Origin of the sequence: Sulfitobacter sp. PS-8MA, from assembly GCF_040933935.1 — a bacterium.
Taxonomy (GTDB): Bacteria; Pseudomonadota; Alphaproteobacteria; order Rhodobacterales; family Rhodobacteraceae; genus Sulfitobacter.
In genome coordinates, this window is the sequence record NZ_JBFQYJ010000002.1 from 64,412 (window position 1) to 89,588 (window position 25,177).

Here is a 25,177-nt window from a genome sequence, read left to right on the forward strand (position 1 = left end):
ATGCACTTATGACGATCAAGGCGATCCTTTTTGATAAGGACGGCACTTTGCTGGATTACCACGCCACCTGGACCGAGGTGAACCTCAAGGCCGCGACCACAGCGGCGCGGGGCGATGCCGATCTGGCCAGAGAGTTGCTCATCGTGGCGCATGCCGATCCTGAGACCGGCCGCGCCGAAGCTGGTGGGCTTTTCGCAGCGGGCAATTCTGCCGAGATCGCGGAGGCTTGGATCGCGCAGGGGGTGGGTTGGAGCCGTGCGGCGCTGATCACCTGTATCGACGAGATTTTCACAGCCGCCATGCAAAATGCGGTGCCGATCCCCGGGGGCGCTGCGGTGATCAATGCGCTTGCGGCGCAGGGCTATGTCATGGGGGTCGCCAGCAGCGATAGCGCAGCGGCGATTGAGGTGTTTTTGGATCACGCCGGGCTGGCCGAGAATTTCGTTTTCATAGCCGGATACGACTCCGGCCACGGCCATAAGCCGGACCCCGCCGCTTTGTTGGCCTTTGCCGAGGAGCTGGGTCTGGCACCGCGCGAAGTCGCGATGGTGGGGGACAATATCCAGGACCTGCAACTCGGGCGCGACAGCGGCGCGGGTCGGGTGATCGGGGTGCTGAGCGGGACGGGGGGGAGGGCAGAGCTAGCGCCCCTCGCAACTGACATTCTGCCCGACATCAGCCATCTGGGCGCGCTTTTCTAAATGGCGCATGGTCGCCCTCCTAAACTGTGAGTCCCCCGTCTGCGCGACCGGCCATGTCTGGCAGATCAGGGTGCAGGGCAACGGTCCCGGCAGCCAATGCGACCCAAGAGCGACAGTCAGAAAATCGCTCATCTGACCCACGCGCAAAGGCCGCTGGGCCGGTTGGCAGAACAAGCTCTTGCAACTGACCCTGATTTTCGGTCTCCTCGCTCAATCAGAATACGATGAGATATTCACCCACCACGAGGAGAATCCCGATGAAATTTCGCAAGACGATGACCGCCTCCGCGCTGGCATTGGGCCTGGCGCTTCAGGCGCAGGCCGCAGATGTGCCCGAAGGCGTGACGCTGGCCGAAGACCAGACCTATACCTTCTGGCTTCTGGACGCGATCAAGTCGATGGACCCGCAGATCAACACCGATGTCGAAGGCTCGGACGTGCTGCGCAACCTCTTCGAAGGGCTCTATAACGAAGACGGCAATGGCGAGTTGGTCCCCGGTGTGGCGCTGGACCATGAGGTCTCCGAAGACGGCAAGACCTATACTTTCAACCTGCGCGAAGACGCGAAATGGTCGAATGGGGAGCCGGTCACGGCCAATGACTTCGTCTATTCCTGGCGCCGTCTGGCCGATCCGGCGACCGCCTCGGAATACGCCTGGTACATGGAGCTGATGCAGGTCGAAAACGCGCCCGAGATCATCGCCGGTGAGAAATCCCCAGAAGAGCTGGGCATCCGCGCTGTCGACGATCACACGCTTGAGGTCAAGATCACCACGCCGCTGCCATACTTCCCGCAGATGCTGGTGCATGGTTCGACCTTCCCGGTGCTGCAAAGCGTTGTCGAAGAACATGGCGACGACTGGACCGACGCCGGCACGCTGGTGGGCAATGGGGCCTATAAGCTGGTCGAGCACCAGCTGGGTGAACGCGTCGTGATGGAGAAGAGCGACACCTATTGGGACGCCGACAATGTGGTGATGGAGAAAATCACCGCGCTCACCATCAACGACGTGAACCAGGCCCTGACCCGCTATCTCGCCGGTGAGTTGGACCGGGTGGACATTCCTGCCGGTCAATACCCGCGCCTCAAGGAAGAATACCCCGAGCAGGCCGTCTCTACCCCCTATAACTGCTCCTACATCTACATGCTGAACGTCGGCGAAAAGGGGCCGGAAGCGCTGAAAGACGTGCGCGTGCGCAAGGCGCTGGCCTATGCCATCGACCGCGACATCATCGTCGAGCGGATCCTGCAAGGCGGCCAGAAACCCTCCTACAACTGGACCCATTGGGCGATTGCCGATTTCGAGCGGCCAGAACTCGACTGGGCCGACAATATGGATCAGGCGCAGCGCGTGGAAAAGGCCAAGGAACTGCTGGCCGAGGCCGGCTATGGCCCCGACAACCCGCTCGATCTGACCCTGCAGTACAACACCTCGGAAGATCACAAGAAGATTGCCATCGCCGCGTCGCAGATGCTCAAGCAGATCGGCGTGAACCTCACGCTCGACAACTATGAGTGGAAGGTCCACACCGATCGGATGCAGAACCAGGATTACGACATGGCGCGCTATGCCTGGTGCGGCGACTATAACGAGGCCTCGACCTACCTCGACCTGCTGACCTCCTATTCGGGCCACAACAACGGCGAATTCTACAATGACGCCTATGATAAGGTCATGCAGGACAGCAAAACCGCCGAGGATCCGCAGCCGCTTTATCAGGAGGCCGAGCGTATTCTGGCCGAGGAAATGCCGATCATTCCGATCTACCATTACGCGAATGTCGACATGATCGCGGAAGACATCGAGGGTCTGCCAGAGAACAACGTGAACAACACCTGGTACGGGAAAGACCTCTACCGTACCGCAGAGTAACCTCTCGACATCCGGGCAGCCCTGCGTTTAAGCGGGGCTGCCCGATTCTATTTGTACCCCCCCCCGTTAACCCGTATCCGGAGCACCCGCGCCTTGCTCAGCTACATCCTCAAGCGCCTTGCCATCGCGATCCCGACGCTTCTCGTGCTGATCGTGATCTCCTTCCTGCTGATGCATTCCGCCCCCGGCGGGCCCTTCACCTCGGAACGTGAACTGCCGCCGCAGGTGCTGGCCAACCTCAATGCGAAATACGGGTTGGATGATCCGCTGTGGAAGCAGATCACCACCTATGTCTGGGGCATCGTCTCTGATTTCGATTTCGGGCCGAGCTTTGTCTACAAGGACCGCTCGGTGAATGAGATCATCGCGCAGGGCTTTCCGATCACGCTGACCTATGGGCTTCTGTCCTTCGCCGTGGCGGTGATCGTCGGCGTGGGCCTCGGCGTCGCCGCCGCCGTGCGGCACAATTCGGCGCTGGACTATGCCGCCGTTGGCGTCTCCATCGGCGCGCAGGTGCTGCCGAATTTCGTCATGGCGCCGATCCTCGTGCTGGTCTTCACGCTCTGGCTCGGCTGGCTGCCGGGCGGTGGCTGGCAGGGGCCGGAATATTGGATCATGCCGGTGATCGCGCTGTCGACCTCCTTCATGGCGTCGATTGCGCGGATCACCCGTTCCTCGATGCTCGAAGTGCTGACCTCGAACCACATCCGCACCGCGCGGGCCAAGGGTCTGCCCGAGCGCCGGGTGATCCTGCGCCATGCGCTGAAACCCGCGATGCTGCCGGTGATCTCCTATCTCGGCCCCGCCTTCGTGGCGATGATCACCGGCTCCGTGGTGGTCGACATCTATTTCTCCACCGGCGGCATCGGCAAGGCCTTTGTCGATTCGGCGCTGAACCGCGATTACGCGGTGATGATGGGGGTGACGATCCTCGTCGGTGCGCTGACCATCTTCTTCAACCTCGTGGTCGATATCCTCTACGGCTGGATCGACCCTAAGATCCGGTACTGACATGGTGATGACATCCGAACAAAGGGTCGAAGCCAGCGAGCTTGCGGGCAAGGGCCGCTCCCCCTGGGCTGACGCGCGGCGGCGGTTCTTCCGCAACAAGGCGGCGCTGATGGGGCTGGTGATCCTTGGCTTCGTCGTGGCCTTTGCGCTTTTCGGCAATGCGCTGGCGCAATGGTCGAACGAGGAGCTCGACTACAACGTCATGGGCCAGATCGTCGAGCTCGGCGGCCCGTCGATCGAAAGCGGCCATTACTTCGGCACCGATGATCTGGGCCGCGACCTCTTTGCGCGCACCGTGCAGGGCACACAGATCAGCCTCGCCGTCGGCCTCGTCGGCGCGCTCATCGCCTGCGTCGTCGGCACGCTCTACGGCGCGGTCGCGGGTTACTTCGGCGGGCGTACCGACAGCATCATGATGCGGCTCGTCGATATCTTCATGGCCGTGCCTTACATGTTCGTGCTGATCCTGCTGCTGGTCATGTATGGCCGGTCGATCACCATCCTTTTCGCCGGTGTCGGCCTGATTTCCTGGATGGAGATGGCCCGCATCGTGCGCGGCCAGACCCTGACCATCAAGGGCCGCGAGTTCGTCGAGGCGGCCCGCGCCACCGGCGTCTCGGCCCCGGTCATCATCCTGCGCCATATCGTGCCCAACCTTCTGGGCGTGATCGCCGTCTATGCCACGCTGCTGGTGCCGCTGATGATCCTAACGGAAAGCTTCATCTCCTTCCTCGGCCTTGGCGTGCAGGAGCCGCTGACCTCGCTCGGCGCGCTGATCTCCGAAGGCGCGGGCACCATCGCCTATGGCACCACTTGGCAGCTGGGTTTCCCGCTGCTGTTCTTCTGTCTCACGCTCTTCGGCCTGTTCTTCATCGGGGACGGGCTGCGGGACGCGCTCGACCCCAAGGATCGCTGATGTCTCTGCTGGAAATCGACAAGCTCTCGGTCACCTTCGACGGCGAAGACGGCCCCGTGCATGCGGTCAACGACCTGTCGCTCTCGATCAACCGGGGCGAGACCCTCGGCATCGTCGGCGAAAGCGGCTCGGGCAAAAGCCAGACCGCCTTTTCGATCATGGGGCTGCTGGCCCCCAATGGGCGCACCGGGGGCTCGATCCGTTTCGACGGGCAGGAGATTTTGGGTGCAAAGCCCAAGCTGCTGAACAAGATCCGCGCCGAGCGCATCGCGATGATCTTCCAAGACCCGATGACTTCGCTGAACCCCTACATGCGGATCTCTGACCAGATGACCGAGGTGCTGACCCTGCACCAAGGCATGTCAAAACGCGACGCGCTGGCGGAATCGGTGCGGATGCTGGACGCGGTGAAAATTCCGGCGGCGAAAGAGCGCATCCGGCTCTTCCCGCATGAGTTTTCCGGCGGGATGCGCCAGCGGGTGATGATCGCCATGTCGCTCTTGTGCAAACCCGACCTGCTGATCGCCGACGAGCCGACCACCGCGCTCGACGTCACCGTTCAGGCGCAGATCATGGACCTGTTGGGCGATCTGCAGAAGGACTTCGGCATGGCCACGATCCTCATCACCCATGACCTCGGCGTCGTCGCGGGCTTCTGCGAGCGGGTGCTGGTCATGTACGGTGGCCGGGTGATGGAGCAAGGGCCGACCGAGCCGCTCTTTGCCGAGCCCACGCATCCCTATACCCGCGGCCTGCTGGCCGCCGTGCCGCGCGTCGATGACGAGGACGCCACGATGAAGGCGATCCCCGGCAACCCGCCCAATATGGCCGCCCCGCCCGAGGGCTGCCCCTTCCGTCCGCGCTGCGATTATGCCGGCGAGGATTGCCGCGTGATGCCGCCGCTCGCACCCTTCAACGCGGCCCGCGCCCGCGCCTGTCACCGTCCCATCGCGGAGGTCACATCATGAGCCCGCTGCTTTCGGTCCGCGACCTGCACGTCAAATTCCCGATCACCCGCGCCGGCGACATGCCCTGGACCAAGCCGCGCCTGCTCCACGCGGTGAACGGGGTCAGCTTCGATCTGGAGCCCGGCAAGACCCTCGGCGTGGTGGGCGAATCCGGCTGCGGCAAATCCACCCTCGCGCGCGGCCTCATCCAGATGGTGCCAGCCGAGGGGCAGGTGATGTGGCAGGGCGAGACGGATCTCCTGTCGCTTTCCCCGCGCCGGATGAAGCCCTACCGCTCTGAAATCCAGATGGTGTTTCAGGACCCGCTCGCCTCGCTCAACCCCCGCATGACGCTGGGCCAGATCATCGCCGAGCCGCTGAAGACCCACCGCCCCGACGTCCCCGCCCGCGAACGCCGTACCCGCGTGGCGCAGATGATGGAGCGCGTGGGCCTCTTGCCGCAGATGATCAACCGCTACCCGCATGAGTTCTCCGGCGGCCAGTGCCAGCGCATCGGCATCGCTCGCGCGCTGATCGTGGAGCCGAAGCTGCTCATTTGCGACGAGCCGGTCTCGGCCCTCGATGTGTCGATTCAGGCGCAGGTGATCGAACTGCTCAAAGAATTGCAGCGCGATCTGGGGCTGGCGATGATCTTCATCGCCCATGACCTCAGCGTGGTGAAAAACATTTCAGACGAGGTCATGGTGCTTTATCTGGGCCGCATCATGGAAAAGGCGCCAAAGGCGCTGCTCTATGACGAGCCGCAGCATCCCTATACCCAAGCGCTGCTTTCCGCCGTGCCGATCCCGGACCCAATCGCCGAACGTGCCAAGCAGATCGTGCCGATGAGCGGTGATATGCCCTCGCCGATGAACCCGCCCTCGGGCTGCGTGTTCCGGGGTCGCTGCCCGCGCGCGCAGGACGACTGCGCGCAGGTGGTGCCACAGCCCGACGGCGATCTGCACCGCGTGGCCTGCATCCACCCCGGCCCGATGCGCGAAAGCGAACTGCGCCAGCACGCGGCCAGTTAAGCCGGGGGGCAAGGCACCCGGACCACCATCTTCGCCTTCTAAGTCATGACCCTTGCCACGCGACGCAGATTATCGGTGATCACGGCGGACATGTCATCGAGCCGCATGTCGCGGTCCTTGGCCCAGTTCAACACCGCCTCCGTCAGCGCGCGCACCGCCAGATCAGACAGAAGCCGGGCCTCGATCTGCCGGTCCTCGCCAAGCCGCGCGGTCAAGATGTCGGCCAATACATCCGCCGTGGCCTTGCCGCGCACATGGAACATGTCGCGGAGCGAGGGATTTTCCTCGACCACCTCAAGGATTTTCATGAGCAGCGCGCGTTCGACCGGCGCGACCTGATAGAGACGGCCCAGCAACAGGCCCAAGTCCTCCGGCAAAGGGGCCGTTGAGCCGATAAACCACTCCGCACCCGCCATGTCGATCTTCAGGGCCTCGCCCAGGATCGCGGCCTCTTTGTTCGGGTAGTAGTTGAAGAAGGTGCGGGTGCTGACCGCGGCCTCTTTGGCGATGGCGTCGGTTGTGGTGCAGTCTAACCCATGCCGAAGCGCCAGAGTGACCGCCGCCATCTGAATGTCCCGCGCTGTCTGGAGGCGGCGTCTCTGACGCAGGTCCATGGCCATTGTATCCTTGCCCCTCTCCTTCATTCACAGTAATCATTGCACACTGTGCAACGTGGCGCAATCGGCGCGGCGCTCTTTCGGACCAAGGCAACGGATTAAACCCTCATGAAAAAGTTCTCGCTTCACCCGGCGGCGCTCTTTGCCGCGACGCTGGCGCTGGCCCTTCCTGCATGGGCCCAAGCCCCCGCTGGCATGCCGCCGAAAAAGGTCGGCGTGATCGAAGCGCAGCTGCAAGAGGTGCCCCGGATCGTCACTTTGCCGGGGCGTGCGGTGGCGGCCTCTGCCACGGCCATTCGCCCGCGTGTGGGCGGGATATTGGAGGAAATCCTCTATCAACCCGGCAAGCCGATCACCGAAGGCACGCCGATGTTTCGCATCGAGGATGCGACCTATCGCGCCAATGTGGCCAGTGCCGAAGCGCAGCTCGCCAGTGCCGAGGCGCAGGTCACGCAGGCCGAATCCGCCTATGATCGCACCGAACGGTTGGTCGGCTCCGGCAGCACGAAGGCACAGCTTGAATCCGCCCGTGCAACCTTGGACCAATCCCGCGCCGCGGTGAAATCCGCGCAGGCCGCGCTGACCCTCGCCGAAGCGAAATTGGGGTGGACGACGGTCAAGAGCCCGATCTCGGGCGTGGCCAGTGTCGCCGCCGCCTCGGTGGGCGATCTGGTCACCGAAGGTCAGGCCGCTGCGCTGGCCACCGTTACCCAGCTCGACCCGATTGAGGTGGATATGTACGAGCCGTCCTCGCGGTTCCTTGCGGTGATGGAGGATATCACCGACGGCACTTTGCGCCTAAACGAAGAATTGCAGGCGACGCTGAAGCTTGAGAACGGTCGGATGTACCAAAGCCGGGGCAGTCTGGTGGCGCCGGGTGTGACGGTCTCGACCTCGACCGGTTCGATCGACACGCGGTTTCGGTTCGAAAATCCCGATCATTTGATCCTGCCCGGAATGTTCCTGCGCGGGCAGATCGAACTGGGCCGGACAGAGGCGTTCTTGATCTCTCATTCCGCCACCAAACGCGACAAACTGGGGAAGTTGACGGCTTGGGTGGTCGAGGATGGCAAGGCCAGCCGCCGCGCGTTGACCGAAGATGGCACATTTCAGCAGCAATGGATCGTGACCGGCGGGCTCAAGGACGGTGATACGGTCATCATGGATGGTCTGGCCGGCTTGGCCGAAGGCATGGCGGTTGTCCCTGTGCCGGTGGAATTTGACGAGGATGGCGTTCTGCGCGATCTGCCCGCAGCCACAAAGGCGACGGAGTAACTGATGGCGCGTTTCTTTATTCACCGCCCGGTTTTCGCCTGGGTGATTGCACTGGTCGTCATGCTGGTGGGCGCGCTTGGGCTGAACTCCCTCGCGATTGAGCAATATCCGCAGATTGCGCCCACCACCGTCAACATCAGAGCCTCTTACACAGGCGCCTCAGCCGAGATCGTGGAGGCGTCTGTCACGACGGTGATCGAAGACGCGATGACCGCGCTTGATGGGCTGTCCTATATGACGTCGAACTCCACCCCCGGCTCGGCCTCCATCTCTCTGGTCTTTGACGATACGGTCGATCCCGACATCGCGCAGGTGCAGGTGCAGAACAAGTTGCAACTGGTCACTTCGCAGCTTCCCGATGTGGTGCAGCAGCGCGGGGTGCAGGTTGCGCGTTCGACCAGTTCGATCCTGCTCGTCGGCGCGTTGACCACCCAAAGCGACCGATTGTCGACGGTGGAATTGGGCGATCTGATCGCGCAGCTGATCGAAGAACCGGTGAAACGCACACCGGGGGTCGGATCGATCAGCACCTTCGGCTCGGGCTATGCGATGCGGGTCTGGCTCGACCCGATGCGGATGGTTCAATATCAGGTCACCCCGGCGGATGTGGCCGGGGCGGTGGCGGCGCAGAACACCAATGTCACCGTCGGCGATCTGGGCGCGCAGCCAAGCGCGCAGGGGCAGCGCTTCACCGTGCCGATCTCGGCGCAATCGCAGCTTTCGACGGTTGAAGAGTTCGAAAGCATCCTCCTGCGGGTGGACCCGGATGGCTCTACCGTTTTCCTTGGGGATGTGGCTGATATTGCAATCGGTCAGGAAAGCTACGGCGGTGATGCGCGCTACAACGGTGGGGCGGCGGCGGGGTTTGCCGTCAACCTTGCCTCAGGCGCCAATGCGGTGGATACGGCCGCGGCGGTGCGGGCAACGATCGCCAACGTCGAAAGCGCGCTGCCCGATGATGTCGAGGTGGTGTACCCCTATGACACCTCGCCCTTCGTCGAAGCCTCGATCACCCAAGTCTACCACACGCTGGTCGAAGCGGTGGTGCTGGTGTTCTTCGTGATCCTGGTGTTCCTGCAAAGCTGGCGCGCCACGCTCATTCCGGTGATCGCAATTCCGGTCGTTCTTTTGGGCACCTTCGGAGTGCTGGCCGCGGCGGGCTTTACCATCAACACCTTGACCATGTTCGCCTTGGTTCTGGCCATCGGCCTGCTCGTCGATGATGCCATCGTGGTGGTAGAGAACGTCGAACGGGTCATGGAAGAAGATGGCGTTGGGCCGGTGGAGGCCACAGAGAAAAGCATGGACGAAATCACCTCCGCGCTCGTCGGCATCGTGCTGGTGCTGTCGGCGGTCTTTGTCCCCATGGCCTTTATGGGCGGCGCGACCGGGGTGATTTACCGCCAGTTCTCGATCACCATTATCACCGCCATGGTCCTGTCCCTTGGGGTCGCGGTGATCCTGACCCCCGCGATGTGCGCCAGCCTGCTCAAACCGGGCGGCCATGGCGGCGCCATTGCCCCCGCGCGATGGTTCAACCGCAACCTTGACCGCGTCACCAATGGCTATGTCCGCGTGGTGTCGCGCTATGTCAAACGCCCGATGCGCAGCTTGCTGGTCCTGGCGGCGGTTATCGTCGGCGTGCTCATGCTCTTTGACCGGCTGCCCGGTTCCTTCCTGCCCGACGAAGATCAGGGCGTCGCCCTGGTGATGATCCAAGGGCCGGACGGCTCCACCACCGAACAGACGCTGGCGCTTGTCGAAAAGGTCGAAAACTATCTGCTGGAGGCCGAAGGCGAGACCGTCAAATCCGTTTTTGCAGCCCTTGGGTTCAGCTTTGCGGGCTCGGGGCAGAACAATGCCATCGTCTTTGTCAAACTGCATGACTATGCCGAGCGCGAAGGCTTTGACATCGCGGGTCTGGTCAACCGCGCCAACGGTTATTTCTATACCACGAACCGGCAGGGCAATATCTTTGTGCTTCAGCCGCCCGCGATCCAGGGGCTGGGCAGTTCGTCGGGCTTTAACATGTTCCTGACCGATCAAGGCGGGCAGGGGCAAGAAGCGCTGGCCGCGGCGGCCAATCAACTTGTGGCGAATGCGCAGGCGGATGGCCGTGTCACATCGCTGCGCGGCAATGAGGCCGCCAGCCAGACCGCGCTGCGGCTGGACATTGATCAGCAAAAGGCGGCGGCCTTTGGCCTGTCGATCCCGGATGTGAATGCCATGCTCTCGGTGATCTTCTCAGGGCGCGAGGTGAATGATTTCGCTCTCGGGAATGATCTTCGCCCGGTCATCATTCAAGGCAAAGCAGAGGCGCGGCGCCAGCCCGAAGACATCAACCAATGGTACGCCCGCAACAGCCAGGGCGAGATGGTCTCTTTCGCGGCATTCTCTGAGCAGAAATGGACGCAAGAGCCGCAGGCGGTTGCCCGCTTCGGCGGGACGCGGGGGATGGAGCTGAGCGGCAGCGCCGCGGCGGGCCTGTCTTCTAGCGAAGGCATGGCGGTGATGGAAGAACTGGTGGCGGAGCTCGATGGTAACTATGGCGCGGCCTGGACCGGCCTGTCCTTCCAGGAGCGGATGTCGGGCAATCAGGCGCCGATGTTGTTCGCGCTTTCGGCGCTGGTCGTCTTTCTGGCGCTGGCCGCGCTTTATGAAAGCTGGTCCGTGCCTCTGGCGGTGATGTTGACCGTGCCCGTTGGCATTCTGGGCGCGCTCGCGGCGGCCTATTACTTTGGCCAGTCAAACGACGTTTATTTCAAGGTCGGGCTGCTCACCACCATCGGGCTGGCCGCGCGGAACGCGATCTTGATCGTGGAGTTCGCACAGGCGCAGGTCCAGGAGGGGCTGTCGGTTGTCGAAGCCGCCAAGATCGCGGCGCGGCAGCGTCTGCGCCCGATCTTGATGACCACCTTCGCCTTTATGCTCGGCGTGCTGCCGCTGGCCATCGCCTCGGGCGCCGGGGCCGGGGCGCAGAACTCGATCGGCATCGGCGTGCTGGGCGGCATGGCGTCTTCGGCGGTGATCGGGATCTTTTTGGTGCCGGTGTTCTATGTGGTGGTGCTGAAAATCCGGCAGATGCTGACGCGAAGAAAGGCCGAGGCTTGATCGAGCGGTGAAAGCGGGCCGCCTGATGGCAAATGCGGTGGCCCCGATCCGGGGCCACCGCTTCGACATTTAGACGCGTATCTGCGCGCCGGCCTTAGGAGCCGGAGCGGACCGCCACAACTTCGATCTCAACCAGCCAAGCCGGGTTCGCCAGTCCGGCGACGGCAAAGACCGAGCGGGTTGGCAGGTCGGGCTGTTCCTCGGTGCCGAAATATTGGGTGTAGCCTTCCATGAAGCCTTCAAAGTCCATCCCGTCGCTGCCCTCGGGGGCAACCAGATAGGCCTGCATCTTGATGACATCCCCCATATCGAGGTCGATCCCGGCGAGTTTCTTTTCAATCGACGCCAGAACGCTGGCGGTTTGGGTTGCCGTATCCCCGAAATATTCAGGCGAGCCCTTCGCGGCCGTTTCATCAGCGACCTCTGGCACGGTGCCGCTGAGGTAGACCAAGGTCGCATCCGCTGGCACCTCGACCGCTTGCAGGATCGGGAAGTCGGAATCCGGCAAGCCGTGACGGATGACCTCCGAGCTTTGCGCGAATGCGGCGCTGGCCGAAATTGCAGTGAGCGCGGCGAGGGGGGCGATAAATTTGCGGATCATTCGTGTTCCTCCGTGTTTTGATCTACTGGGTCGGCGGGACGGGCGTCGGCCACGGCCTCCAGCGTGCCGTCGGCCTCATAGTCATTGCCGAGGTTGGTCTGGATATAATCCGTGATCGCAAGCACCTGTTTGTCATCAAGGAAATGCCCGAAGCTTGGCATCGCGGCCTGTCCATTGAGGATGATATAGGTCGCGTAGCCGGCATATTCGAGGTTCGGATTGCCGCTGAGCGCGGGGTATTTCCCGGCCCCGACGGCGCCCGATCCATCAGCCATGTGACAGCCCGAGCAAAGGGACTGGTACAGTTCTTCGCCGTCTTCGCTGACATATTCCTCAACCCATTCGCCCCCGTCCGCCATCGCGGTGATCTCGCGTTCCTGGGGGCGGGCTTCGACCTCGGGAGAGGTCTCGCCGGTTTCGCCGTCCGCTGCTTGCGCGGCGCGCGTGTCTACCTCGTTATCCTGGGCATAGAGCGGCAGCGTGCCGAGCATGCCTACGATCGCAGCTGTGATAAAAGTCTGTCGCATGGCTTCACCCGTTGATTACTTTGTCATGGAGGCGCGAGATCGCATCGAGCGAGGAGAGGATCGCCCCTTCCTGCCAAGCGGGCAGGTAGGACAGATGCTCGCCCGCGCAGACGACGCGGTTGTCGATCTTGACGGCCTCATCGTAATTGTCGCGGCTTTCCCAAACGCCGGAGCAGCCCAAGACCCAAGGCACCTTGTGCCAGACGACGCTCACACCGGTCTTGAACTCATCGCGGTATTGCGGGTGGATCTTGGCGCCCTGCCGCAACGCCCATTCCAGACGTTCGGCAGGCTCCATCGCGTTGAACTTGTAGGAGTTCTCACCGCGCCATGTATAGCCGCCCAGAAGCACGCCCGGCCCCTCCGTGAAATAGCCCGTCGAAGGGTAGCTGATCTGCCCGATCGCCAGATCGGTATAGCTGATGCCGCCATAGATATCGTCATCTTCCTCCCAGAAGCGGCGTTTGAATTCGAGCCCCCATTTCGTCGACCCGTTGTAATACATGGAACTGATCGCATCGGCCAAACCGCCAGAGAGATTGTGGTCGATCTGTCCGAGTATCGAGAAGGGAATGGTGCAGACGCAATAGTCCGCCTGGCTGGTCTGCTGACCGCCGCCGGCCGTGTCTTCCCATGTTACCGAGACGCCGTTTTCGTCCTGCTGTAGCGCGACGACCTTGGCGTTATAGGTGATGAGGTCTCCCACCTCGCGTTCAAACCCTTTGGCAATCGCGTCCATCCCGCCAACCGGCTGGAACATCGGCGCCTGATGGTCAACGGTCTCATGCGTGGCGAGATATTCCCAGAGCCGCGACTGCAACACCTCCTGCGGGTTGAGCAGGTCCGAGGCTTCGGGCGCCGCGTCCACACCGCCGCCGGGCTGTTTGGCATAGCCGCGGTAGTGGCTGGTCTCCAGGCTTTTGACGTATTCATTCTGCGCGTTGAGCACCCCGAAGGACCGCAGGCTTTCCAGCAAGACCTCACGGTCTTCGGCGGTGACCATTTCATCAAGTTTGCCCTGATTGACCGCCCTGGCCAACAACTCCGAGATATGGCCGCGATAGTCGGTCTTGATGTCCTTCAGGCGCTGCGGTTGCCCGCCATAGGCATCGGAGCGGTGCAGATAGGAGTTGTAGTTCAGCTGGATAAAGGGCTCCAGCGGGACCTTGAGCCGTTTGCAGTAGTCCAGGACGGCATGGTGGTTATGCGGCAGCCGCCAGGGGCCGGGGTTGATGTAATTGCCTTCGGCGAAATCGACGTTCTGGGTCGCCCCGCCAAGCTCGGTATAGCTGTCGCCCGAGCGCAGGGTCCAACATCGCCCGCCTGCCTTTTCACGGAACTCCAGCACTTCGACCTCATAGCCCGCGGCCCGCATTTCATAGGCGGCGGTAAGCCCCGCAAGCCCGGCGCCGAGGATCAGCACCTTGGCCCCCTGCGGATCTCCGTCCAGTTTAATGGGTCCGCTGTAGTCAGAAGGTGCGGCAAAACCCATTGATGTCATGGCATGATACATCGCGGTACTGCCTGCGGCAGTCCCGATCATCGCCAAAAGATTGCGACGTGTAATTTCACTCATGGAAGGCCCCCCGTGGTATCCGGTTCTATGCGCGGCCTCGACCGCAGTAGAGCCGCGGAAGTGCTGGAACAGAAAATGAGCACTATGATGGGCTAACGGTGGGTCTCTGGGATGGGTTCCAAGATATTTCTTGTGAGCGGCTTTTTGGGGGAGGGAAGATGCCGCGTGCTGATCTCTGGGATGGAAATCTTCACCGACGTTGGCGGCGGTCTGCGGCAGCTGCGGATCGTAAAAGAGACCCTTTATGACGGCGGTAGCGTTTCCGCCGTCGCTCGTCGCCATGGCGTGTGCCTCAATCTGTCCTCTGGTTTGAGCCGACATCCTGCGGACCTTTCGGATGCCGAAGGCGCAGCCCGCAGAAAACGCCCCTCAAACGCGCCCCTTCAAGCGCCCGCAAACCATAGGCCAAGCATCCAGATCCCCATGCCGAGCATCACCAGGTTCTCGGTCAGCGAAATGAACCCCAAAGGCACATTCGATCCCCCGCCGACGCAGGCGCATTTCAGCTCGCGCTTCTCGATATAGACCGCTTTGATGACGCTGACCGCGCCGATGGCACCGATAAAGATGCCGACCGGGGCCACGAGCCAGATCAGCGCGCTGCCGGTGCCGATCAATGCCATCATGCCGACGCCGGCCCAGAGCTCGGCGAAGGGATAGGCATAGCCGTAGGGCACGTATTTGCGCGCCAGAAGGTCGTAGCCCAGAAACCCGTTCACGAAGCTGCCCACATCCTGCAGTTTCTGGATCGCCAGCGCGACCATCGAGATCGCAAAGAACCATTTCAGGAGCGTCAGCAGCGGGAACCCATCATAGAGATTGAGAACGATGGCCAGGGCCATCAGGAAGGTCGATCCGAAGATCGCGACGATCGGCCTGTAGGTCGTTTCGTCCTCCCCGAGAACGCGGAAGCCGAAATGCTTTTTCAGATCGGTGAAGCCCCCGATCCGCTCCCCGTCAATAAAGGTCTGCGGCGTCGTCTTGACCCCATGCGCCTCCATATAGGCGTCGACCGCGTCGCGCGTGGTCAACAGATTGTCGTCCACCTCATAGCCCTTATGTTCCAGCAACGCCTTCGACTTGAGGCCGAAGGGGCAGAGATGCCCCGGCATAGCCATTCGGTAAAGCGATGCTGTCTTGCCGGTGCCGCGGCTTTTGTCGCGGGCTGTGCTGGGGCCGTCGATCTGGGTATCTGTCATCGGTAGCGTCCTTTCCTATCAGGCATTGCAGCCGTAAAAGCCGCGGTATCCGGCGCGCAGACCGGCATCGAGTTCGAGGATCAGATCGGCCTCCTGCGGCCCGGCCGTCGCGTCGAGAAGACCCTCGCCTTCGGGCGCCCGCAAAAGCAGCGCCATACCCTCGGCCGCCAGCGCGGGGCCGGAGGCGATCGTATCGGCATCCTCAACGTCGAGCCGCAGCAGATCGCCGGAGAGGCGGAGCAGTGCCGCACCATCATCGCCAATCGCCAGCACGGGCGGGCTGGTTTCCGTATAGGTGAAGGTGCAGGCGGCGCCGCTCGGGAAGAGCTTCGCGATATGGGCCTCCTTCAGGAACTGCGGGTCGAGGGTGGCGACTTCGGCTGTCGAGAGTGCCTCCTCCAGCGAGACGATCTCGCCGGGGCCGCTTTCATTGCGATCCCCCGCATCGCCCTGCGCTTCGATGTTGGTGGTGAGATAGCGCATCTCGGCGATTTCCTTGTCTTGGGCAAAGATGATCTCATCGGCCAGTTTGCGCACCCGCGGGTCCGAAATATTGGCCCGGCTCGATGTCATGATCGCGATGGAGTGATGCGGGATCATCGCCCGCATATAGCTGGTATCGCCGACGGTCACCTGGCTGCGCACCAGCCAGAGCGACGCCGCGAATGCAATCGCCGCCCCGGCAAAGATCGCCGTATTGGCCTTTTTACTGGGATACATCTTCAGCATGAAGGCGAGCATGATGATCGCCATGGTCGCGCCCATCAGCAGCGCCATATAGGCGCGGGTTTCCGACCAGAAAACATGGCTGACGAGGTAGGTGTTGAGATACATCAGCACGAACATCACGACCGTCGATGTCGCGATCATCGCGGCAAAACGACCATAGCCCATGCCACCGCTCTCGTGTTTTTCGCTTTCATCTGTCATATGGAACCAGCCTTTCTTTCTTAAAGTTTCCCTATACCCCCTGTAGGTATCTAAACCTGCGTGTCGCCAGAATGGTTCCATGGAGCGAATATGAAACAGAACAAACAGAAGACCTTGGACCGCCTTGCCCGATTGGAGGGCCAGGTGCGCGGTGTGGCCAAAATGGTTGATGCGGACCGCTACTGCATGGATATTCTGGCGCAGACGGCCGCGATCCGCTCGGCCCTGCTCGGGGTCGAGCGGCTGGTTCTTGAGAACCACGCCGACCATTGTGTCGCCTCCGCGATTGAAAGCGGCGACCCTGATGAGCAAAGAGCGAAGTTCGACGAGCTGATCGGGCTTTTGCAGAAGGCGTCCCGGTAGGAGCCCCTCCGCGCGATCATGCCAGGGGGAACGCCAATTGCACGGCTGTGCCTTTCTCTCTCGGCAAAAGCGTAACCGTGCCGGTATGGCGGCGCAGGACGTCTTTGACGATCGACAGGCCCAGACCGCTTCCTTGACCATTGCGCAGCTGTCCAAACCTTTGAAACGCGACATCCGTGCTGTCGTGGGGGATGCCTGTGCCGTCATCCTCAACGCATAGCACCGCAGCGTGATCTCTTGCCGAGGTCGTCACAACGATAGATGTCAGATCAGGGCCGCCGTGTTGCAGGGCGTTCTCAAGCAGGTTGGTCAGGGCTTCGCCGATCAACAGCGGGTCGCCGAGGATTGGCAGATCTGCCGGATGCGGGTGGAAATCAAAAGACAGGTCTTTCGATAGGATCGCGGGCGCGAGATCGCTGCATATTTCCGCCGCAATGCTGTTCAACTCGGTTCTCTCAAGCACGGGCTGCGCGTCGTAGCGCAGGCGTTCGATCGACAAGAGCTGATTTGCAAGCCGCGCGGATTTGCGGGCGGCGGCGATCAGGTCCTGCTCGCGCTGGCGGCGCTCTTGCAGATCGCTGACATCCGGGAGCACCTCGGCCATGGACAGAAGCGCTGAGGCCGGGTTGCGCAACTGATGGGCCGCGTTTGAAATGAAGGTCTGGTGATCCTCGATGCTGCGCCGCAACTGGCCAAACAGCCGGTTCAATGTCGCGACGATGCCCGAGACCTCTGAGGGCACGGGGCGGCGGATGTTGCGCAGGTCGTCCGGGGAGCGATGCTTGATCGCGTCCTGCAGGTCATTCAAAGGCCGCAGGCCGATTTTCACGCCGAACCAGACCACAAATGCCAGCGCGGCCATCAGACAGGCGATCAGCGCTGCCGCGCGACGGGCCAAAGCGGCGGCAAAGGCATTTCGGTCACTGTCGCGCTGCCATACGGTGACAATCGTGTCCCCGGTAAGGTTACCGATTGTTGTGCGCTCGGCCATGCGCAAGACGCGCACCGGTTCGCCCCGATATCTTGCCATCGTGTATTGCAGCCCGTCTCCATCGGCGCGGCCCCCGGAGACCGGGGGATAGGCATAGCCCGTGATATAGCTGCCGCCCGGGCCCATGACGTGATAGAACAATTCGCCGCCGCCCGCGTCCGAGATGAAGCCACGGGTGGAGGGCGAGAGGGCGTCACCGCCCGAGATGGCAACATCGCGTGAGATCGCCAGACCGGCGGCCAGAAGGCTGCGGTCGAAGAGGGTCTGCGAGGTCTGTTCCGCGACCTGAAAGCGCCAGAAACCCAACAGGATAGACAGCAGCAGCAGCGGCGACAGGATCAGGAAAAACAGGCGGAGCCTTAGGGACAGGGTGGTCATGCAGGGTCAACTTGCAGCATGTAGCCCAGACCACGGGCGGTTTTGATCCTGATGCCATAGGGGTCCAGCCGTTTGCGCAGGCGCGAGATATGCGGCTCGATCACCGCGTCTTCCTGCTCTGCCCCGGTGCCATAGACATGGGTGATCAGTTGCGCCTTGGAGACCAGCCTGCCGCGCCGTTCCAACAGACACTCCAACGTCGCCAGCTCTTTTCGCGGGAAGGCGAGGGGCTGTTCATCTTTCAGCAATTGCCGATTGGTTCGGTCAAAGATCAGCGGGCCAAGCTTGTCCCGTGCCGAGAATTCCAGGTTCTTGCGCCGCGCCATGGCCCGCAGACGGGCTTCCAATTCGTCCATCTCGAAGGGCTTTGTCAGATAGTCGTCGGCGCCGGCATCCAGCCCCGCAACACGCTCCGAAGTCTCCGCCCGGGCCGTCAGCAAGATCACCGGCGTGCCATCTCCGCGGCGGCGCAACCGGCTGAGAACTTCGAGCCCGTCACAGCCCGGCAGATTGCGGTCGAGCACGATAAGGTCGGCCCCTTCGAGACGGAGAAAGGCGTCGGCGTCTTCTCCGTTGTGCAACAGGTCCACTGCATGGCCGCGGTCCCGCAGGCGGTGGGCGATCCCCTGGGCAAGGGTCTCATTGTCTTCGATCACGGCGATGCGCATGCTTAAAATTTAATCCTTCTGCGCAAGTTTCGCGCAAGGTTGGGGCGGCAGGTTATTTGAGCTGGAGGAGGGATTCGTTCCCTTGAAGTCCAAATCTATGCAGATTTCAACAATCTGCTCAGTACAGAATGTCTACGGGAGGACACCTATGACTATCAAGTATTTCGCCGCCACGGCTGTATCCGCCGCCTGTCTCGCCGCTCCGGCGATGGCCGAAGTGGATCTGTCGGGCAAGACCGTCGAGTGGGTCATTCCTTTCTCGGAAACCGGTGGTTCGGCCAAATGGGCCAACTTCTTTGCGCCGCTGTTGAGCGAAGAACTGCCCGGTAATCCCACCGTCGTGGTAAAGTTCATGCCGGGCGCGGGCTCGACCAAAGGGGCCAACTGGTTCCAGGAGCAAGAGCATGAAGACGGCACCCTGCTGTTCGGGACATCGGGTTCGACCCAATTCCCCTATCTGCTGGATGATCCGCGCGTTCGCTATGAATACAGCGATTGGAACCCGGTCATGGCCTCCGGCACTGGTGGCGTCGCCTATCTGAACCCGGAAGACGGCAAGAAGTTCGACGGCACGGCGAACAACCTCAAGGACATTGATTTCATCTACGGCTCGCAGGGCGCGACACGGTTGGACCTCGTGCCGCTCTTGGCGTGGAAAATGCTGGGCATGAGTGTCGAGCCGGTTTTCGGGATCAAAGGCCGCGGCGATGGCCGTTTGATGTTTGAGCGTGGCGAAGCGACAATCGATTATCAAACATCCTCAAGCTACCTTGGTGCCTCGGCTGAACTGGTCGAAAAAGGCCAGGCGGTTCCGATGATGACATGGGGCGCGCTGGACGAAGACGGCAATATCGTACGCGACCCGACCTTCCCCGATATCCCGACGTTCAAGGAAGTCTGCGAAGCGACCGATGGCTGCGAGACTTCAGGCGAAGCATGGGATGCGTGGAAGGCCTTCTTTATCGCCGGTTTCCCCGTCCAGAAAATCGCCTTTCTGCCCGCGGGAACCCCGGATGACGTGATCGAAACCTATACCGCTGCCTTTGATGCCGTGCGCAACCGCGAGGACTTTGCACAGATCGCCGCGAAACGTGTTGGCAAATATCCCGTCTTCGTAGGCGAGGGCGCAGCAAAGGCCACGCAGCGCGGCACCTCCGTGTCGCCCGAGGCGAAATCCTATGTCACGAACTGGCTGGAAGAAGCCTATGGTGTTTCGCTGAAGTAAGCGAAATCAGATGGCCCCGGGACAGCCCGGGGCCATATTTGTAACTATTTCCGAATTCGAGGTCGCTGCGATGGATGTATTCGCAACCGCTCTGCCTGCATTGGGTCAGGCATGGGCGCTTATTCTGCAACCAATTGTTCTTGGGTATCTGCTCTTGGGCGTGGTCATGGGACTCGCCGTCGGGGTGTTTCCCGGACTGGGCGGAATCGCCGGGCTGTCGCTGCTTTTGCCCTTCATGTTTGGCATGGACCCGGTGCTGGGTCTGGCGCTGATGGTCGGCATGGTTGCGGTTGTTCCGACCTCGGATACTTTTGCGTCGGTCTTGATGGGCATTCCCGGCTCATCCGCCAGTCAGGCCACGGTGCTCGACGGTTTCCCGATGGCAAAGAAGGGCCAGGCCGCGCGCGCCCTCTCGGCGGCCTTTACCTCGTCGCTGTTTGGCGGCCTCGTCGGCGCGGTGTTCTTGACGATCTTCATCGTCGTCGCCCGTCCCATCGTGCTGGCGTTTGGCCTGCCAGAGATGTTGATGATCTCGGTCCTCGGTCTGTCCATGGTGGCCGTGCTGGCCGGGCGGGTTGCGCTCAAGGGCGTTGCGGCAGCGGGGCTCGGGCTGTTGATCGGAACAATCGGAGAGGCCGATGCCGGGGGCAGCCTGCGCATGGCCAGCTATGATATCCCCTATCTGACGGACGGGCTGAAGCTCGTGATCGTCGGTCTTGGCATTTTCGCCGTGCCAGAGATCATTTCCCTTTTGCGGCAGGACCGGTCGATTTCAAAAGAAGCCAAGCTCGGCGCTGGCTGGAGTGCCGGCGTTCGGGATTGGGTGGCCAATAAATGGCTCTCGGTCCGTTGTTCGCTGATCGGGGTCGTTGTGGGCGTGATACCCGGCCTTGGCGGGTCCGTTGTCGACTGGATCGCCTATGGCCACGCGGTTCAGACCACCTCTGACAAGTCGCAGTTCGGCAAGGGTGAAGTGCGTGGGGTGATCGGGCCTGAGAGCTCGAACAACGCCAAAGAGGGCGGGGGGCTGGTGCCCACACTGCTGTTCGGGATTCCCGGCTCGGGCTCCATGGCGATCTTCATTGGCGCGATTGCGCTTTTGGGGTCCGGTGACATCGAAGTCGGCCCCTCGATGCTGCGGGACAATCTCGACATTACCTATTCCATCGTCTGGCTCTTGGCGCTTGCCAATGTCGCGGGCACCCTTTTGTGCATCGCGGCATCCGGTGGCATCGCCAAGCTGACCACGATCCGGTTCACATATCTCGCGCCCTTCTTGTTCATGCTGATCTCTTTCGCGGCGTTCCAGTCGGGGCAGAACTTCGAAGACATATTGGCGCTCTTCGTGATCGGGCTGATCGGTATCTTCCTGCGCCGTTTCGACTGGTCGCGCCCGGCGTTTCTGATCGGCTTTGTGCTGTCCAACCCGGTTGAAAAGTTCTCGAACCAAGCCTTCCAGATCGCGTCCTTCCGCTTCCGCAAATCTTTCGAAGAGGGGATGGACTATATCTTTTCGCCGATCGTGATCGTGCTCTTGATCGTCACCGTGGTCTCTGTCGTGCTGGGGCTGCGGCAGGCCAAGTCGATTATGGCAGAGGGCGATGTCCAGTCCGGCTCGAAACGGGCGCCGCTGGTCTTTCTGTTGGCGATCATGGGCTATGTGGTCGCGGCCCTGCTCAACGCCAATATGATCCCGGACTATAACATGACCGACAAGATCGTTCCCTTGGTTGTCGGTGGCATCACCCTGACGGCGCTGTTGATCTTGTTGCTTCAGATGATCCTGCGGCCCGAGACGGATACCGTCTTTGCGGATAAGGAAGTATCGGGCGAAGATGCCGACGCGCCCTACGGGCTCTGGGGCACGCTGGCGTGGTTCGTCGGCCTGATCGTGGCAACTTATTTCGTGGGCTTCATCCTCGCGCTGCTGGGCTTTCTGATCAGCTTCCTGCGCATTCGCGCCGGGGCATCCTGGCCCAAGACCCTGATCCTGACCGCCTGCGGGATCGCCTTGATGTGCGTGATGGCCGGATCGTTGAACCGAGACTTCCCACCGGGACTTTTGCAGGGGGCGGTTGATCTTCCGTGGCCGCTGAAATGAGCCCGCTGCGTCTGCTCACCCTGCCGGGCGATGGCATTGGCCCGGAGATCACCGAAGCCACGGTTCGCATTCTTCACGCGGCTGCGCCCTTGCTGTCGCGAGAGCTGTCGATCAGCCGGGCCGAAATCGGCTTCCCCGCGCTCAAGGCGGAGGGCACCACCATTCCCGAGGCCGTGACCGCCGCGGCGCAAAAGGCCGATGGTGTCATCCTTGGGCCTGTGTCGCATAATGCCTATCCGCCGGTTGCCGAAGGCGGGCTCAACCCGTCGGGTGTCCTGAGAAAAGCGCTAGAGCTCTACGCGAATATCCGGCCCGCGCGCAGCTACGACGGGCTGCCGCCCCCGACCGGGCAGGCCTTTGACCTTATCGTCGCGCGTGAGAACCTTGAGGGTTTCTACGCGGACCGGAATATGGCGCAGGGCGGGGGCGAATTCATGCCCGAGCCGGGGGTGGCCTTGGCCATGCGCAAGATCACCGAGGCGGGCTCGCGCCGCATTGCCGAAGCCGCTTTCAAAGTGGCGCAGGGCCGGACCAAAAAACATGTCACAGCCATTCACAAGGCCAATGTGATGCGCATGTCCGATGGGTTGTTCCTTGATGTGGCACGGGACGTTGCCCGCGGTTTCCCCGATGTGGACTATGATGAGCTCCTCGTGGATGCTGCGGCCGCGCATCTGGTGCGTCACCCGCAGAAGTTCGATGTGCTGCTTTGCACCAATATGTTCGGGGATATTCTGTCGGATCTCGCCTCTGAGCTCTCGGGCGGGCTAGGGCTTGCCGGTTCGCTGAACCTAGGCGCCGTGCATGCGGTCGCGCAGGCGCAGCATGGCTCGGCGCCCGATATTGCAGGCCAGGACCGCGCCAATCCGACCTCGCTGATCCTGTCCAGCGCCATGCTGTTGCGCCATCTTGGTGAAACACGGGCCGCAACCGCGATAGAGGCCGCCGTGACCCGCGCGATTGCGGCGGAAAAGACCCGCACATCAGACCTCGGCGGCGCGCTCGGCACACAGGCATATACCGACATTCTTTGCTGCTACCTCGAAGAGAGCAAGCCATGACACAGACAGCCATTCCCTATATCTTTATGCGCGGTGGCACGTCGCGCGGGCCATATTTCAACCGCGCCGACTTGCCGGATGACCTCGATACTCTGGCCGAAGTGTTGCTGAGCGTTCTGGGGTCCGGCCATCCGCTCAACATCGATGGCATCGGCGGCGGCGCGGCTGTGACCACCAAGGTGGCGATGCTGTCCCCCTCTGAGGATGAATGGGCCGATGTGGACTATTTCTTTGCGCAGGTCTCGGTCGAAGACCGATTGGTGGATTTCAAACCCACCTGCGGCAATATCCTTTCAGGTGTTGGTCCTGCGGCTGTCGAAATGGGCCTGGTCGCGCCCAAAGGGGATGTGACGGAGATCAAGATCCGCGCCGTGAATACCGGCGCCAAGGTCCTGTCCAAAGTGCTGACCCCTGCGGGCGTCCTGACCTATGACGGCGACACAGAGATCGCAGGCGTGCCGGGCACGGGCGCGGCGGTTGCGCTGAACTTCATGGGCGTCGTCGGCTCTTCAACGGGGGCTTTCCTGCCGACCGGCAATATCCGCGACACATTCGACGGGGTTGAAGTCACCTGCATGGATGTCGCCATGCCGATGGTCATCGCACGGGCGGCTGACTTCGGGCTTACAGGGTATGAAACCGTGGCCGAGTTGGATGCCAACACCGAATTCTTTGCCCGGATGGAGGCGATACGCCTCAAGGCCGGGGCGGCGATGGGCATGGGCGATGTGTCGAAATCGGTCACGCCAAAGTTCGGCCTGCTGGCCCCGGCACAGGACGGTGGCACGATTGCGACCCGCTACTTCATGCCTTGGAATACGCATCCTTCGATGGCCGTGACCGGGGCGCAATGTCTTGCCTCCTGCGCGCTGACCCCCGGCAGCGTGGCGGAGGGCCTGCTGGAGCGGCCTGATCAAAGCCCCGCTGAGGTGGTGCTGGAACATGCCTCGGGCCGCATTGACGTTCTGGTCGACTATGACGCCAGCGCAGGTTTCTCGCTCAACTCCGCCGGTCTGTTGCGCACGGCGCGAAAGCTCGCGGATGGGCAGGTTTACGTGCCCTCGCGCATTTGGGAAGGGCGCTAAGATGCCTTTGATGAACCTGCTTGTCGCTTTCAATGGGTCCGACGCCTCGGTGGCGGCGCTACGCTATGCCGCGTCACTGGCAAAGGCACGGGGCGCCTGTGTGACCGCGATTTTCGCCCATGCGTCCCATGAGGTGATCGACCGCAGCTCGCGTTGGATCCCCGATGAGGCGCGGGCCTTGTTACAGGCGGCGAACCAAGAGATCGTCGCCGAGGTGACCCGGAAATTCGACGAGCTGCGTCCCCAGCTTGATCTGGGTGATGCGCTGGAGTTTCGCAATGAGACCGGACGCGTTGATGCGCTGCTTGCGGAAGCCGCGCGCTATTTCGATATGCTGATCGTGGGCGCGCGCACAGAGAGTGACGACAGCACCGTCGTCATTCACCCTGACCGGATTGCACTGCTCTCGGGGCGTCCGGTGATCGTCGTGCCGTCAGGCTATGACGCGGGCGCGACCCACAGCCACGCGGCCTTGGCATGGGACGGGGGCCGCGCTGCCGCGCGCGCCTTGTCAGACAGTCTAAGGCTGCTCGAAGCCGAGGGGCATGTCAGCGTGCTCACCGTCGGCCGGCGCCATTCCTGGCCGCTCGCGGACCTGTTGAGCCATCTGGATCGGCACGGCATTCTGGCCACCCATGAGAATTTTCCCGAGACCCATCCGGTTGCGCAGACCTTGCTGGCCTATTGCGACCGCCATGATCCGTCGCTGCTGGTGCTGGGGGCATATGAGCATTCCAAGTTCCGAGAAGACCTCTTGGGCGGGGTGACCGCAGAGGTCATGAAGAAAATCAAAATACCTGTTCTCTTGTCGCACTGAGATTTGCAAATGACCAACCATGAAAAACTCGCCAATGCCCGCCGTGATCTTGAAAAACTGCGCAGCGAACTGGTCGCCAGCTTTGGCCCGTTGAACAATCATGATCCGGAGTTTTTGATCCTGCATGAGCGGGTCAGCAAGGCGATCAACGCGCTTTCGGCATAGGGTGATC

Annotated in this window: 23 protein-coding genes; 15 read left to right on the forward strand and 8 right to left on the reverse strand. The window is 61.9% G+C overall.

The features are described 5' to 3' along the window. Positions 1–8: 8 nt before the first annotated feature. The 6 genes from AB4M76_RS00445 to AB4M76_RS00470 all read left to right on the forward strand — a co-directional run bounded on the left by AB4M76_RS00445 (position 9) and on the right by AB4M76_RS00470 (position 6,480). Entirely contained in the window at positions 9–701 is a 693-nt protein-coding gene (locus AB4M76_RS00445; RefSeq protein WP_368439886.1) for an HAD family hydrolase, read from the forward strand. A gap of 257 nt (positions 702–958) precedes the next feature. Continuing rightward, positions 959–2,575: a peptide ABC transporter substrate-binding protein gene (locus AB4M76_RS00450; protein WP_368439887.1), complete on the forward strand. Its 1,617-nt coding sequence runs from the start codon at positions 959–961 to the stop codon at positions 2,573–2,575. A 93-nt stretch (positions 2,576–2,668) separates the two neighbouring features. Then, positions 2,669–3,586 carry an oligopeptide ABC transporter permease OppB gene (gene oppB / locus AB4M76_RS00455; RefSeq protein WP_368439888.1) on the forward strand — a complete coding sequence of 306 codons (918 nt, stop codon included), beginning with the start codon at positions 2,669–2,671 and terminating at the stop codon, positions 3,584–3,586. Between the two features lies 1 nt (position 3,587). After that, entirely contained in the window at positions 3,588–4,502 is a 915-nt protein-coding gene (locus AB4M76_RS00460) for an ABC transporter permease subunit (protein ID WP_368439889.1), read from the forward strand. Then, positions 4,502–5,470, forward strand: a complete 969-nt coding sequence (locus AB4M76_RS00465; RefSeq protein ID WP_368439890.1) for an oligopeptide/dipeptide ABC transporter ATP-binding protein — start codon at positions 4,502–4,504, stop codon at positions 5,468–5,470. The genes AB4M76_RS00460 and AB4M76_RS00465 overlap by 1 nt, the downstream gene beginning before the upstream one ends. Then, positions 5,467–6,480, forward strand: a complete 1,014-nt coding sequence (locus AB4M76_RS00470; RefSeq protein ID WP_368439891.1) for an ABC transporter ATP-binding protein — start codon at positions 5,467–5,469, stop codon at positions 6,478–6,480. Before AB4M76_RS00465 ends, AB4M76_RS00470 begins: the two co-directional genes overlap by 4 nt. Positions 6,481–6,518: 38 nt before the next feature. On the opposite strand, the gene AB4M76_RS00475 is transcribed toward AB4M76_RS00470, so the two are convergent. Continuing rightward, a complete protein-coding gene (locus AB4M76_RS00475) occupies positions 6,519–7,094 on the reverse strand; it encodes a TetR/AcrR family transcriptional regulator (protein ID WP_368439892.1) in 576 nt (191 codons plus the stop codon). A gap of 111 nt (positions 7,095–7,205) precedes the next feature. Here AB4M76_RS00475 and AB4M76_RS00480 point away from each other — a divergent pair, with 111 nt between their 5' ends. Beyond that, positions 7,206–8,372, forward strand: coding sequence for an efflux RND transporter periplasmic adaptor subunit (locus tag AB4M76_RS00480; protein WP_368439893.1), 1,167 nt, complete (start codon positions 7,206–7,208; stop codon positions 8,370–8,372). A gap of 3 nt (positions 8,373–8,375) precedes the next feature. Next, positions 8,376–11,483 carry an efflux RND transporter permease subunit gene (locus AB4M76_RS00485; RefSeq protein WP_368439894.1) on the forward strand — a complete coding sequence of 1,036 codons (3,108 nt, stop codon included), beginning with the start codon at positions 8,376–8,378 and terminating at the stop codon, positions 11,481–11,483. 94 nt (positions 11,484–11,577) lie between these two features. Here AB4M76_RS00485 and AB4M76_RS00490 read toward each other — a convergent pair whose 3' ends face one another. The 5 genes from AB4M76_RS00490 to AB4M76_RS00510 all read right to left on the reverse strand — a co-directional run bounded on the left by AB4M76_RS00490 (position 11,578) and on the right by AB4M76_RS00510 (position 16,280). After that, on the reverse strand, positions 11,578–12,084 hold the full coding sequence (locus AB4M76_RS00490) for a RidA family protein (protein WP_368439895.1): 507 nt from the start codon (positions 12,082–12,084) through the stop codon (positions 11,578–11,580). Beyond that, complete coding sequence (locus AB4M76_RS00495; RefSeq protein ID WP_368439896.1) at positions 12,081–12,611, reverse strand: cytochrome c; 531 nt, start codon at positions 12,609–12,611, stop codon at positions 12,081–12,083. Before AB4M76_RS00495 ends, AB4M76_RS00490 begins: the two co-directional genes overlap by 4 nt. 4 nt (positions 12,612–12,615) lie before the next feature. Then, positions 12,616–14,187, reverse strand: a complete 1,572-nt coding sequence (locus AB4M76_RS00500) for an NAD(P)/FAD-dependent oxidoreductase (RefSeq protein ID WP_368439897.1) — start codon at positions 14,185–14,187, stop codon at positions 12,616–12,618. Between the two features lie 383 nt (positions 14,188–14,570). Then, positions 14,571–15,386: a MauE/DoxX family redox-associated membrane protein gene (locus tag AB4M76_RS00505; protein ID WP_368439898.1), complete on the reverse strand. Its 816-nt coding sequence runs from the start codon at positions 15,384–15,386 to the stop codon at positions 14,571–14,573. A gap of 18 nt (positions 15,387–15,404) precedes the next feature. Then, entirely contained in the window at positions 15,405–16,280 is an 876-nt protein-coding gene (locus AB4M76_RS00510) for a DUF305 domain-containing protein (protein WP_368440004.1), read from the reverse strand. 126 nt (positions 16,281–16,406) lie between these two features. On the opposite strand from AB4M76_RS00510, the gene AB4M76_RS00515 reads away from it, so the two are divergent. Further along, positions 16,407–16,679: a metal-sensitive transcriptional regulator gene (locus AB4M76_RS00515; RefSeq protein WP_368439899.1), complete on the forward strand. Its 273-nt coding sequence runs from the start codon at positions 16,407–16,409 to the stop codon at positions 16,677–16,679. Between the two features lie 16 nt (positions 16,680–16,695). On the opposite strand, the gene AB4M76_RS00520 is transcribed toward AB4M76_RS00515, so the two are convergent. Together AB4M76_RS00520 and AB4M76_RS00525 are read right to left on the reverse strand one after the other, a co-directional pair. Then, entirely contained in the window at positions 16,696–18,048 is a 1,353-nt protein-coding gene (locus tag AB4M76_RS00520; protein WP_368439900.1) for an ATP-binding protein, read from the reverse strand. Further along, a complete protein-coding gene (locus tag AB4M76_RS00525) occupies positions 18,045–18,716 on the reverse strand; it encodes a response regulator transcription factor (RefSeq protein ID WP_368439901.1) in 672 nt (223 codons plus the stop codon). The genes AB4M76_RS00520 and AB4M76_RS00525 overlap by 4 nt, the downstream gene beginning before the upstream one ends. A 148-nt stretch (positions 18,717–18,864) precedes the next feature. On the opposite strand from AB4M76_RS00525, the gene AB4M76_RS00530 reads away from it, so the two are divergent. The 6 genes from AB4M76_RS00530 to AB4M76_RS00555 all read left to right on the forward strand — a co-directional run bounded on the left by AB4M76_RS00530 (position 18,865) and on the right by AB4M76_RS00555 (position 25,170). After that, a complete protein-coding gene (locus AB4M76_RS00530) occupies positions 18,865–19,941 on the forward strand; it encodes a tricarboxylate transporter (protein ID WP_368439902.1) in 1,077 nt (358 codons plus the stop codon). 70 nt (positions 19,942–20,011) lie between these two features. Further along, positions 20,012–22,042, forward strand: a complete 2,031-nt coding sequence (locus tag AB4M76_RS00535) for a tripartite tricarboxylate transporter permease (RefSeq protein WP_368439903.1) — start codon at positions 20,012–20,014, stop codon at positions 22,040–22,042. Next, the gene (locus AB4M76_RS00540) at positions 22,039–23,103 is read left to right on the forward strand and encodes an isocitrate/isopropylmalate dehydrogenase family protein (RefSeq protein ID WP_368439904.1); all 1,065 of its coding nucleotides are present in this window, start codon (positions 22,039–22,041) and stop codon (positions 23,101–23,103) included. Before AB4M76_RS00535 ends, AB4M76_RS00540 begins: the two co-directional genes overlap by 4 nt. Beyond that, the gene (locus AB4M76_RS00545; RefSeq protein WP_368439905.1) at positions 23,100–24,188 is read left to right on the forward strand and encodes a 4-oxalomesaconate tautomerase; all 1,089 of its coding nucleotides are present in this window, start codon (positions 23,100–23,102) and stop codon (positions 24,186–24,188) included. Before AB4M76_RS00540 ends, AB4M76_RS00545 begins: the two co-directional genes overlap by 4 nt. 10 nt (positions 24,189–24,198) lie before the next feature. Then, a complete protein-coding gene (locus AB4M76_RS00550) occupies positions 24,199–25,005 on the forward strand; it encodes a universal stress protein (protein ID WP_368439906.1) in 807 nt (268 codons plus the stop codon). A gap of 9 nt (positions 25,006–25,014) precedes the next feature. Beyond that, positions 25,015–25,170 (forward strand): hypothetical protein, encoded by a 156-nt coding sequence (locus AB4M76_RS00555; protein ID WP_368439907.1) that lies wholly within the window; start codon positions 25,015–25,017, stop codon positions 25,168–25,170. The last annotated feature ends 7 nt before the right edge of the window (positions 25,171–25,177 follow it).

Coding starts and splice junctions, on each gene's coding strand:
- AB4M76_RS00480 (WP_368439893.1), top strand. CDS start 7,206: ATGAAAAAGTTCTCGCTTCACCCGGCGGCGCTCTTTGCCGCGACGCTG.
- AB4M76_RS00485 (WP_368439894.1), top strand. CDS start 8,376: ATGGCGCGTTTCTTTATTCACCGCCCGGTTTTCGCCTGGGTGATTGCA.
- AB4M76_RS00535 (WP_368439903.1), top strand. CDS start 20,012: ATGGATGTATTCGCAACCGCTCTGCCTGCATTGGGTCAGGCATGGGCG.
- AB4M76_RS00520 (WP_368439900.1), bottom strand. CDS start 18,048: ATGACCACCCTGTCCCTAAGGCTCCGCCTGTTTTTCCTGATCCTGTCG.
- AB4M76_RS00470 (WP_368439891.1), top strand. CDS start 5,467: ATGAGCCCGCTGCTTTCGGTCCGCGACCTGCACGTCAAATTCCCGATC.
- AB4M76_RS00465 (WP_368439890.1), top strand. CDS start 4,502: ATGTCTCTGCTGGAAATCGACAAGCTCTCGGTCACCTTCGACGGCGAA.
- AB4M76_RS00495 (WP_368439896.1), bottom strand. CDS start 12,611: ATGCGACAGACTTTTATCACAGCTGCGATCGTAGGCATGCTCGGCACG.
- AB4M76_RS00500 (WP_368439897.1), bottom strand. CDS start 14,187: ATGAGTGAAATTACACGTCGCAATCTTTTGGCGATGATCGGGACTGCC.
- AB4M76_RS00450 (WP_368439887.1), top strand. CDS start 959: ATGAAATTTCGCAAGACGATGACCGCCTCCGCGCTGGCATTGGGCCTG.
- AB4M76_RS00445 (WP_368439886.1), top strand. CDS start 9: ATGACGATCAAGGCGATCCTTTTTGATAAGGACGGCACTTTGCTGGAT.
- AB4M76_RS00510 (WP_368440004.1), bottom strand. CDS start 16,280: ATGGGCTATGGTCGTTTTGCCGCGATGATCGCGACATCGACGGTCGTG.
- AB4M76_RS00475 (WP_368439892.1), bottom strand. CDS start 7,094: ATGGACCTGCGTCAGAGACGCCGCCTCCAGACAGCGCGGGACATTCAG.
- AB4M76_RS00525 (WP_368439901.1), bottom strand. CDS start 18,716: ATGCGCATCGCCGTGATCGAAGACAATGAGACCCTTGCCCAGGGGATC.
- AB4M76_RS00540 (WP_368439904.1), top strand. CDS start 22,039: ATGAGCCCGCTGCGTCTGCTCACCCTGCCGGGCGATGGCATTGGCCCG.
- AB4M76_RS00545 (WP_368439905.1), top strand. CDS start 23,100: ATGACACAGACAGCCATTCCCTATATCTTTATGCGCGGTGGCACGTCG.
- AB4M76_RS00555 (WP_368439907.1), top strand. CDS start 25,015: ATGACCAACCATGAAAAACTCGCCAATGCCCGCCGTGATCTTGAAAAA.
- AB4M76_RS00515 (WP_368439899.1), top strand. CDS start 16,407: ATGAAACAGAACAAACAGAAGACCTTGGACCGCCTTGCCCGATTGGAG.
- AB4M76_RS00505 (WP_368439898.1), bottom strand. CDS start 15,386: ATGACAGATACCCAGATCGACGGCCCCAGCACAGCCCGCGACAAAAGC.
- AB4M76_RS00490 (WP_368439895.1), bottom strand. CDS start 12,084: ATGATCCGCAAATTTATCGCCCCCCTCGCCGCGCTCACTGCAATTTCG.
- AB4M76_RS00550 (WP_368439906.1), top strand. CDS start 24,199: ATGAACCTGCTTGTCGCTTTCAATGGGTCCGACGCCTCGGTGGCGGCG.
- AB4M76_RS00460 (WP_368439889.1), top strand. CDS start 3,588: ATGGTGATGACATCCGAACAAAGGGTCGAAGCCAGCGAGCTTGCGGGC.
- AB4M76_RS00530 (WP_368439902.1), top strand. CDS start 18,865: ATGACTATCAAGTATTTCGCCGCCACGGCTGTATCCGCCGCCTGTCTC.